Origin of the sequence: Dactylosporangium sp. NPDC050588 (assembly GCF_040654975.1) — a bacterium.
Classification (GTDB): domain Bacteria; phylum Actinomycetota; class Actinomycetes; order Mycobacteriales; family Micromonosporaceae; genus Dactylosporangium; species Dactylosporangium maewongense.
The window spans coordinates 1096-11863 of the sequence record NZ_JBFAJA010000175.1 but is presented as its reverse complement, the minus strand read 5'-3'; the positions used below and the strand labels follow the sequence as shown (position 1 = coordinate 11863).

The window sequence follows — 10768 nt, the reverse complement described above, 5'->3', positions numbered from 1 at the left end:
GACCCCGATGACGAAGCCGACCATGCCGGTGGCGCGGCGTTCGGCGCCGCCCCACAGCACCATGGCCAGCGCGCCGAGGGCGGCCCCGACGCCGCTGAACGCGGTGACGACGCTGACCGCCGTCGTGCCGCCGAACGCGTACACGGTCGGCACGGTCACGGCGAGGGCGAGCATCGCGAGGTAGTTCTCGACCACGAAGAACACGATCATGACCATGAGCGGGCGGCGCCGGATGAGGAACCGCCAGCCGCCGACGATCGCGCGGACGAAGGTCTCCTCCTGGCGGCGGAAGAGCCGGTCGGGCAGGCGCACCAGCAGCAGCGTGCCGACGCCGACGAGCAGCGACACGACGTCGACCGCGACCACCCATGGCATGCCCAGCGCCGTGATCAGCGCGCCGCCGGCCAGCGGGGCGATGAGCATGCCGATGCCCGGGCCGAGGTTGGCGAGGGCGTTGGCCTGGCCCAGGTACGGCTTCGGCACCAGCTGCGCGACGGCGGCCAGGTAGGCGGGCCGGTGGAAGGCGGTCACCGCGGACAGCAGCCCGGCCAGCAGCCCGACGCTCCAGATCTCCAGGCGGCCCAGCGCCAGCAGGGTGACCACGGCGGACATGACCAGCGCGCCCGCCCCGTTGCACGCCAGCATGATGCGCCGCCGGTCGATCCGGTCCGCCACGGCCCCGCCCACCGGCAGCAGCAGGATCGAGGGCAGCAGGGCCAGCATGGTGACGAGGGCGTAGTCGGCGACGCGGCCGTTCTGCTGGTACGCCCAGACGCCCAGGGCGAACGAGCTGAGCGCGGCACCGATCAGCGAGGCGGTCTGGCCGGCCGTCATGACGTAGAACTCGCGCAGGTCGCGCCTTGCCCGGCCGCCGGTGACCGCGGTGCTGACCACCTCCGGCGCCCGGCCCGCGCTCCACTCCCGCAGCGCGCCGGCGATCTCGTCGGCCGCGGCCGCCGCCTGGTGCTTGAGGAAGTAGTGCCCGGCCCGGGGAAGGACCGCCAGGGCGACGCGGTCCGCGAAGGCGCCCCATTCCGCATAGCGTTCCTGGTACAGCTCCGTCGAGCGGTCCCGTGCCCCGATGAGGCACAGCACGGGCGCCCGCAGCCGCCGCCGGTCGGGCCGGGTCAGCTCGCGGGTGAACCACGTCTGGGACTCGTCCACGTCGTGGCGCAGGCTGCGCAGGATCACGTCGGCGTCGAGGCCTTCGTCGTCGTCGAGGCCGCCGAGTGTACGGAGGAAGTCGCGGTACGCCCGGTCGGAGGTGAACCAGGTGGCGTGGAAGCGCCGGTGCAGCCAGGACGACACCCGCCCCGGCAGCCGGGCCGCCGGGAAGCTGCCGCCGACGACGAGCCCGGCGACCTCGCGGCCGTCGGACTCCAGGCGGAGGGCGAGCTCGGTGGCGGCCGCCGAGCCGACGCAGTGGCCGTAGACCAGCACCGGGCCGGTCGGCAGGTCCGCCACCACGCGGTCGATCAGCTCGGCCATCGGCAGCGGCGGCTCGTCGGGCCGGGCGGGGTCGTGCCCGGGCAGCTCGATCGCCAGCACGGCCGCGCCCGGCAGGCGCTGCGCGAGTTCGGTGGCGAGCGGCCCGTAGGCCGCGGCCGAGCCGCCGCCGTAGGGCACACACACGACGGTCAGGGTCGCGTCGGCCGGGCCCGCGAGGCGGTGCAGCAGCCCGGTCGAGCCGGTGTCGCCGTCGAGATAGGCGGCCAGCTCGCGCACGGTCGGGCGGGTGAACAGGTCGATGACCCGCAGCTGCGGGTCGATGGCCCGCACGGCGCGCACGGCCTTGAACGAGTCGCCGCCGAGGGCGAAGAAGTCGTCGTCGAGCCCGATCTCGGCGCCGTCGAGGACCTCGGCCCAGGCCGCGGCGACCCGCAGCTGCGTCGGGGTCTCCGGCGCGACCCGGGTGGCGGCGCCCGGCGGCTGCGGTGCGGGCAGCGCGGTCCGGTCCACCTTGCCGTTCGCGGTCAGCGGGAGCCGGTCGAGGACGACGAACGCCGACGGCACCATGTAGTCCGGGAGCCGGTCGCGCAGCGCGGCCCGCACCTGCCCAGGGTCGGCGGTGGCGGGCGTGATCCAGGCGGCCAGCCGGCGGGTGTGCGCCTCGCCGACGGGCAGTACCACGGCCTCGCCGACGCCGGGGACCCCACGCACCGCGGAGGCGACCTCGTTGAGCTCGACCCGGAAGCCGCGGATCTTCACCTGGTCGTCGACCCGGCCCAGGATCTGCACGAGGCCGTGGGCGTCGACGCGGACGCGGTCGCCGGAGCGGTACCACCCCTGCTGGAAGCGGTCGTCGACGAGGTTCAGGTAGCCGCGGGCCACGCTCGGGCCACCGATGCGCAGCTCGCCCGGCACCCCGTCCGGCACCTGGCGGCCCGCCCGGTCGGTCACCCGGCATTCGACGTTCGCGAACGGGCGTCCGATGGGGACGATGCCGGTGCGGCGCTCGGCCGGGACCTCGCGCACGTCGCAGCCGAAGACGGAGACGGTCGTCTCGGTCGGGCCGTAGTGGACCTGCACCTCGAGATCCGGCCGGACCCGTTCGATGCGGTCGACCAGCTCCCACGGGCAGGGCTCGCCGGCCAGGACGAGCAGCTCGCGGGGCAGCAGCGCGGCGAGGTCGCCGTGCGCGGCCAGCAGCTCCAGGTGGCTCGGGACCAGCTTCATCGCGTCGACCGGGTGCTCGGCCAGGTAGGCCGCGAACGCCTCCGGGTCCGTGGCGGTCTCGCGGTCCACGAGGTGCGCCACGCCGCCGGTGGCGAGCGCCCCGAACAGGTTCGTCATGCCGAGGTCGGCCGCGTGGGTGGACACCAGAGCGTACGAGCTCCGGTGCCCGATGCGGTCCGCCACGGCGTGCAGGTAGTGCGCGATGTTGCGGTGCTCGACCATGACGCCCTTCGGCCGCCCCGTCGAGCCGGACGTGAAGATGAGGTACGCGAGGTGGTCCATCGGCACCACCACGGCCCCGGCCGGCTCGCCGGTGACGTCCGCGACGACGATCGCCTCGCGGCCCGGGGCACGGCACGGTGCACGGTCCGCGAACGCCGTCTCGGTGAGCACGAACCGGGCCTGGGCGGTGTCGAGGATCTCCGCCACGCGGCCGTCCGGGTAGCCGGGGTCGACGGGCAGATAGACGGCGCCGGCCTTCAGCGTGCCCAGCATCGCGACGGGCAGGGCCGTCCCGCGCTCGGTGAGCACCGCGACCGGCTCCTCGGGCCGCACGCCGGCCGCCAGCAGCCGGGCCGCCACCGCCCCGGCGCGCCGGTCCAGCTCCGCGTAGGACAGCCGGCCGTCCGCCGCGACCACCGCGGTGGCCTCCGGCGTCGACCCGGCGTGGTGGGCGATGAGCTCGTGCAGCGGCCGGTCCAGCGGGTAGGACACCCGCGGGCCGTCCGGCCCGGGCCGCACGCCGGGCTCCAGCGCCAGCGCTCCGACGGGACGGTCGGGCTCGGTGACCAGGCCCGTCAGCAGCGCCAGGAACCAGTCCACCAGCCGCCGGACGGTCTCCTCGTCGAACAGGTCGGTGCGGAACACCAGCATGCCGCGGTAGCCGTCGTCCACGCGCGACAGCGTGAGGTTGAGGTCGTACTTGGCGGTGTGGGTCGCCAGCAGCACGCCCTGCGCGTCCAGCTGCGGCAGGCGCGGCGGCGCGGCCGGCTGCTCCAGGACGTTGAGCAGCACCTGGAAGATCGGCGTGTGGCCGAGGGTGCGCTCGGGCTGCAGCCGCTCCACGATCCGTTCGAACGGGGTCTCGGACTGCGCGAGCGCGTCGATCGCCACCTCGCGGACCCGGGCCAGCAGCTCGCGTCCGGTCGGGTCGCCGGAGCAGTCGGTCCGCATGACCAACGTACCGATGAAGCAGCCGATCATCTTCTCGATGTCGGGGTGGTGCCGGCCCGCGACCGGGACCCCGATCGGGATGTCGTCGGTGCCGCACACCCGGGCCAGCAGTGCCTGGAGCGCGGTGAGCAGCACCATGAACGGGGTGGCCCCGCAGGAGGCGGCGAGGTCGGCGAGCGGGCCGGCCAGTGCCGCGGGCACGTGCACCGGCACCTCCCCGGCCCCGTGGCCGGCCACCGCGGGGCGGGGCCGGTCGGTCGGCAGGTCCAGCACCGGCGCCAGGCCCTGCAGCCGCTCGACCCACCGGTCCAGGGCCGCGGCCGACGGCTCGCGGCCGGCCTGCCAGCGGGCGTAGTCGGCGTACTGGAGGCCGGGCGCGTCCGGCGCCGGGCGGCCGTCGAGGCGGGCGGCGTACAGGTCGGCGAGCTCGCGCAGGGCGAGGTCGACGGACCACTCGTCGAAGGCGATGTGGTGCACGACGAGCAGCAGCACGTGCTCGTCCGGTCCGTCGCGGCGGATCAGCGCCCGCAGCGGTGGTTCGTCTTCGAGCCGGAACGGCCGCTGCCGGACGTCGTCGATCTCCCCGTCGGTCTCGACGATCACGTCGTCCGCGCTGCCCAGCACCGCGCTCGGTTCGCCGTCGCGGTCCACGAACCGGGTGCGCAGCACGTGGTGGCGCTCGGCGAGGTCCCGGACCGCGGCGGCCAGCGCGGCCACGTCGAGCGGGCCGGTCAGCCGCACGGTGGCCGTCACGTGGTAGGAGCCGCTGTCCGGCTCCAGCTGGTGCAGGAACCACAGCCGGGCCTGGGCCGGCGACAGCGGTGCCGGCGAGTCCCGGTCGGGGGACGCGGGAATGGTGCTGGCGGCGCGGGCGGCGTTGCGGCGTGCCCCGGCCAGCCGCTGCTGCAGCAGCGAGCGCTGGGCGTCGGTGACTGTCACGCCTGCGCCGCCTCGTCCAGCAGCAACGCCTCCAGCGCGGCGGCGAAGTTCGCGAGCACCGGCTGCTCGAACTGCAGCCGGACCGGCACCGGGAAGTCCAGCGCGTCGCGGAGCCGGCCCACGACCAGCGTCGCCGACAGGGAGTGCCCGCCGAGCGCGAAGAAGTTGTCGTACACCGACAGCTCGTCGCGTTTCAGCACGGCGCTCCACATCTCGGCGACCAGCTGCTCCGCCTCGGTGCGCGGCGCGACCTGCTGCTGCACCTCGTCCCGCGGCTCGGGCAGCGCGGTGCGGTCGACCTTCCCGGACGCGTTGACCGGCAGCGCGTCCAGCGTCATCCAGCGGCGCGGGACCATGTAGTCGGGCAGTGTCGCCCGCAGCAGGGCCTCCAGGGCCTGTGTGTCCGGCGTCGTCCCCGGCCGCGGTACGACGTAGCCGACGAGGTGCGCGTCGCCGGTCGGGTCGGCGACGGTCACCACCGACTCGGCCACGCCCGGCGCCGAGCGCAGCTGCGACTCGATCTCGCCGAGCTCGATGCGGTGCCCGCGGACCTTCACCTGGTGGTCACGCCGGCCGAGGAAATCCAGGAGCCCGTCGGTGCGCCAGCGCACCAGGTCACCGGTGCGGTAGCAGCGCTCGCCCGGCCGCACCGGGTCCGCGACGAACGCGGCCTCGGTCAGGTCGGGCCGTCCATGGTAGCCGCGCGCCACACCGGCCCCGCCGATCCACAGCTCGCCCACGGTCCCGGGCAGCGCGAGCCGCCCGGCCGAGTCCATCACATACACCCACTCCCCCGCCATCGGGGTGCCGATCGGCACGGTGTCGCCGACGGGGGCGGTGAGGCGGTACATCGTTGACGCCACGGCGGTCTCGGTCGGGCCGTAGCCGTTCCAGCACTCGCCGATCCGGGCCGTGAGCTCGCGGCCGAGCGCGGGGTCGAGGGCCTCGCCGATGGCGATTCCCCGTACCTCCGGCGACTGCCAGCCGGCCGCGACGAGCATCCGGAACGTGGTCGGGGTCGCGGTCATCACGGTCACCTTGGACTCGGCGATGCGCTGCGCCACCAGGTGCCCGTCGACGGCCACGCCGCGCTCCAGCAGCACCAGCCGGGCGCCGTTGCCGAGGCCGCACCACAGCTCGATCCCGGCCACGTCGAACGAGAGCGCGGTCAGGCCGAGCATCACGTCGTCGGGCGTCACCGGCACCAGCTCGCAGTTGGCGGCGACGAACGCGGCGACGGCGCCGTGGCTGAGCTCCACCCCCTTCGGGCGGCCGGTCGAGCCGGAGGTGTAGAGGATGTACGCGAGGTCGTCGGGTTCGGTCGCCGGGAGTTCGCCGGGCTCGGCGGCGAGCGCGGCGGCCAGGTCGACGAGGACGGCGCCGGTGCCCTCGACGAGCGGGCGGGCCACGTCGAGCGTCTCCGCGGCGGCGAGGACGACGCCGGCGCCCGAGTCGGTGAGCTGGTACCGCAGCCGCTCGGCCGGGTGGTCGGGCTCCAGCGGCACGTACGCCGATCCGGCCTGCCAGACGCCGACCAGCGCGGCGGGCAGGTGCCGGTCGCGGGGCAGGCAGATCCCGACGGGCGCGCCGGGCCCGGCCCCGTGTTCGCGCAGCGCGGTCGCGATCCGGGCCGCGGCCCCGGCCAGGTCACCGTAGGTCAGGGTGCCGTCGGTGGCGTCGACCGCGACGGCCGCCGGGCGGGCGTCGGCCTGGGCGAGGACCGCGTCGAGCACCGTGGCGGGCGCGTCGGCGGGCAGGTCGGGGCCGGTGCCGAGGGCCACCAGATCGGCCCGTTCGGCGTCGCTGAGCAGGTCGAGCTGCGAGAGCGGGCGGTCGGGCCCGGACAGCATCCCGTCGAGCAGGGCGAGCAGCCAGCGCGCCCAGCGCTCGGCCGTCTCCCGGTCGAACAGGTCGCGGCGGTAGTGCAGCTCGCCCGCGTAGCCGCCGCCGTCGGCCTCCAGCGACAGGCTCACGTCGAACTTGTTGAAGTCGAGCGGGGCGTCGAGCCGCTCGGCGCGCACGCCCGGCAGCACCGGGTCGCGCTGGGCGGTCTCGAGCAGGTACAGCATCGACTGGAAGATCGGCGTCGTGGCAGTGGAACGCTCCGGTGCCACGGCCTCCACGACCCGTTCGAAGGTCGCGGTGGCGTGCGCGAACGCCTCGATGGTGGTCTCCCGGACGCGGTCGAGCAGTTGCCGGCCGGTCGGGTCGCCGGACAGGTCGGTGCGCATCACGAGCGTGTTGATGAAGCAGCCGACGACGCCCTCGGTCGCGCGGTGGTGGCGCCCGGACTCGGGCACGCCGACCGCGACGTCCTCGCTGCCGCAGAGCCGGCCCAGCAGCGCCTGCCAGGCCGCGAGCACCACCATGAACGGCGTCGCGTTGCATTCCCGGGCGGTCTCGCGCACCCGGTCGGCCAGCGCCGGGGACAGGCTGAACGGCAGGTAGCCGCCGCTCCAGTCGGCCACCGCCGGGTAGGGCCGGTCGACGGGGAGCGTGAGCACCGGGGCGAGCCCGGCCAGCCGCTCGGCCCACCAGCCGACGTGGTCGTCCGCGGTCCGCGTGGCCTGCCACTCGGTGATGTCGGCGTACTGCAGCCGCGGCGGGGCGGGCGGCGTGCTCTGGCCGAGCCGGGCGGCGTACAGCGCGCCGAGCTCGTCGAGGATCAGGTCCTGCGACCACGCGTCGGTGGCGATGTGGTGCACGGTCAGGGCCAGCACGTGGTGCTCGGCGCCGAGCCGGAAGAGCACGGCCCGCATCGGCGGCTCTCGGTCAAGCTCGAACGGCCGGCTCACCTCGGTCCGCAGCGCCGCGTCCAGCCCCGGCTCGTCGATGTCCACAAGGGACAGTTCGATCCGGTCGGCCGGGCCGGCGACGGCGTGCCCGGGCGGCGCGATGACGCTGCGCAGGACCTCGTGCCGGGCGGCGACCTCGCGCAACGCGGCCAGCAACGCGTCGGCGTCGAGCGGGCCGGTCAGCCGCAGCACCGTGGGCACGTTGTAGATCGACGGGTTGGCTTCGAACTGCGCGTTGAACCACAGCCGGGTCTGCGACGGTGATAGCGGCTGCGGCGCGTGCGGGTCGGACCGGCGCGGGATCTCCGCGTCGGACCGGGCGGCGGCGCGGGCAGCCGCGACCCGCCGCTCCATGACGGCCCGTAAGGTGTCCTGGTCAGACATAGTCATATTTAATTTCCTATTTCTAGTTGCCAGTGGCCGGTGCGGCCACGATGTCGTCCATGACAAGCCGCTCGAGCTGCCCCGCGAAGTTCGCGAGGACCGGATGGTCGAACAGCAGCCGCACGGGAATCGCGCAGCCGAGCGTCTCGCGCAGCCGGCCGACGGCCCGGGTCGCGGCCAGCGAGTGCCCGCCGAGACCGAAGAAACTGTCGTCGGCGCCGATGCGATCGGTGGGGAGGATCTGGGCCCAGACGTCGGCGACCAGCTGCTCCATCATCGACTCGGCCGGCCGGTGCGGCCGGTCCTCGCCGGGCTCGGGCAGCGCGCCCAGGTCGACCTTGCCGCTGGGCGTCATCGGCAGCGCGTCGAGCACCACCCAGCGGTGCGGCACGAGGTAGGCGGGCAGGCTCGCGCGCAGGTGGGCGGCCATCTGCCCGGCGGTGACCGGGCCCGCGACGTAGCCGACGAGGTGCGCCTCCGCGCCCTGCCCCCGCGCGGTGACGACGGCGTGCTCGACGTCGGGGTGGGCGCGCAGCACGGCCTCGATCTCGCCGAGCTCGACGCGGTACCCGCGAATCTTCAGCTGATGGTCGCGCCGGCCGCAGAACACGATCTCGCCGTCCGGGCGGCGGTAGACCAGGTCCCCGGTGCGGTAGCACCGCCCGCCGGGCACGACGGGGTCGGGCACGAACGCGGCCGCGGTCAGGTCCGGCCGGTTGTGGTAGCCGATGGCCGGCCCGGCGCCGCCGATCCAGAGCTCGCCCACGACGCCCGCCGGGACGAGCCGGTCCAGCGCATCCATGACGTACAGCCGCTCGCCGAGCATCGCGTGCCCGATCGGCACGGCGTCGCCGACCTCGAGGACGCGGTGCGCGGTCGACAGCACGGTGGCCTCGGTCGGGCCGTACGTGTTCCACAGCTCCCGCACCACCGGCAGCAGATCCCGGGCCAGGGCCGGGTCGAGTGTCTCGCCGGCGGCCCACACGCGCAGGTCCGCACCGCCCGTCCAGCCCGCCGCGAGCAGGGTCCGCAGGATCGTCGGGGGCACGTTCATCACGTTGACGCGGTGCTCGGCGATCTGGCGGCGGAGGCGGTACCCGTCCACCGCGCTGTCGCGGTCGACGACCACGCAGCAGGCGCCGACGCCGAGCGAGGACCAGATCTCCGCGCACGAGACGTCGAAGCTGAGCGTGGCCACGGCGAGCATCCGGTCCCCGGGCCCGAAGCCGGGCTCGAAGCGCAGCGCCTCGGTGAGCGCGGCGACGCTGGACTGTGCGACGGCCACACCCTTCGGCTTGCCGGTCGAGCCCGAGGTGTACAGCAGATAGGCCCGATCGCCGGGCCCGACGGCGGGGAGGCCGGCCGCGGGCACAGCCGGCGCCCGGTCGAGTTCCAGGTCCAGGTCCAGCGCGCCTGATCCGGCCGCGGCGGCGGTCGTGGACCGGCAGAGCACGGTCTTCGCGCCGCCGTCCGCGGCGAGCCAGCCCAGACGCTCGGCCGGCAGCTCCGGCTCCAGCGGCAGGTAGGCCGCCCCGGCCCGCCACACCCCGAGCAGCGTCGCCGGCATCCGGTGGTCGCGCGGCAGGCACACGCCGACGACGTCGCCGGGCTCGATGCCCTGACCCAGCAGGAGCGCCGCGACCGCGGCCGAGTCGTCCCACAGCTGCCGGAACGTCATCTCGTCGTCGGCGCCGACGACGGCCACCTCGCCGGGGCGCTCCCGCACCTGCCGCTCGATCGCCTCGACCGCCGTGACCGGCGCGCCCGCCGGGACCGGCGGGCCGGCGGCCAGGTCGAGCAGCTGCGCCTCCTCGGCCGCGGTGACCAGCGGCAGGCGGTGCAGCGGGCGATCCGGGTCCGCGGTGACCTCGGCGAGCACGCGCAGGAGCCGGTCCGCGAACGCCTCCACCCACTCGCGGTCCGTGAGGCCGGTGTCGTACTCCACCTGAAGCTCGACCCCGTCGGCCGTCTCGTTCACGAAGACGGTCAACGGGTTCTGCGCCCCGCCGCACCCCAGCTCGCCGAGCAGCTCCAGCCGCACCCCGCCCCGCTCGACCCGGACCGGCATCCCGGCCGGCTGCGCGGCGAGCACCACCGGGGTCAGCATCGCCCCGCGCGACTGGGTGCCGACGGCCGCGAACAGGTCTTCCGTGGACGGCCGAGGCCGGTCCAGCGCGCGGGCCGTCGTCGCCGACGCGGCCGCGACCGTGTCCCGGACGGTGGCCGCGGGCTCGAGCCGCAGCCGGACCGGCAGCACGTCGACGAGCGGGCCGATGACCCGGTCGAGCTCCGGCCCGGCGCGCCGGGCCGCGACCACGCCGACCAGCACGTCCCGGCGGGCGGTGAACCCGGCCAGCAGCAGCCCGAGCGCGGCCAGCCAGTCCGCGAAGACCGCGTTGCCGCTCGCCGGCGGCACCGGGCGGGTGATCCGCTCGCCGCGGAAGCTTCCGGTGCCCGAGAACAGCTCGCTCGGCGGCGACGCGCCGGCCAGCTCGTCCCGCCACGCGTCCGTCGCGCCGTCGGGCGTGAAGGCGAGGTCGCCGACCTGCACCGGCGGTGGCTCGACGGTCCCGGGGGCGGCCAGCTCCGTTGCGAGCTCGGTGAGGAACGTGCCGGTGGACCAGCCGTCGAATGCGATGTGGTCGGCGACGACGATCAGCTCCGACACCCCGGCGGCGAGCCGGATGAGCTCGACCCGCAGCAGCGGCGCGGTGCCGGTCAGGTCGAAGGCGTGCCGGGAGGCGGCCTCGGCGATCGCGTCCGCCCGCCCGGCGCGCTCGGCCGCGGTCCGGTCGCGCAGG

Annotated in this window: 3 protein-coding genes; all 3 read right to left on the bottom strand. The window is 75.4% G+C overall.

The window, feature by feature from the left end:
• Positions 1–4788 (bottom strand): amino acid adenylation domain-containing protein (locus tag AB0I21_RS56705; RefSeq protein WP_360574269.1); only part of this gene is annotated, 4788 nt, incomplete at its 3' end.
• The gene (locus AB0I21_RS56700; RefSeq protein WP_360574267.1) at positions 4785–7967 is read right to left on the bottom strand and encodes an amino acid adenylation domain-containing protein; all 3183 of its coding nucleotides are present in this window, start codon (positions 7965–7967) and stop codon (positions 4785–4787) included. The genes AB0I21_RS56705 and AB0I21_RS56700, both read right to left, overlap by 4 nt.
• 22 nt (positions 7968–7989) lie before the next feature.
• On the bottom strand, positions 7990–10768 hold a 2779-nt coding region (locus AB0I21_RS56695; protein ID WP_360574265.1), incomplete at its 5' end, for an amino acid adenylation domain-containing protein.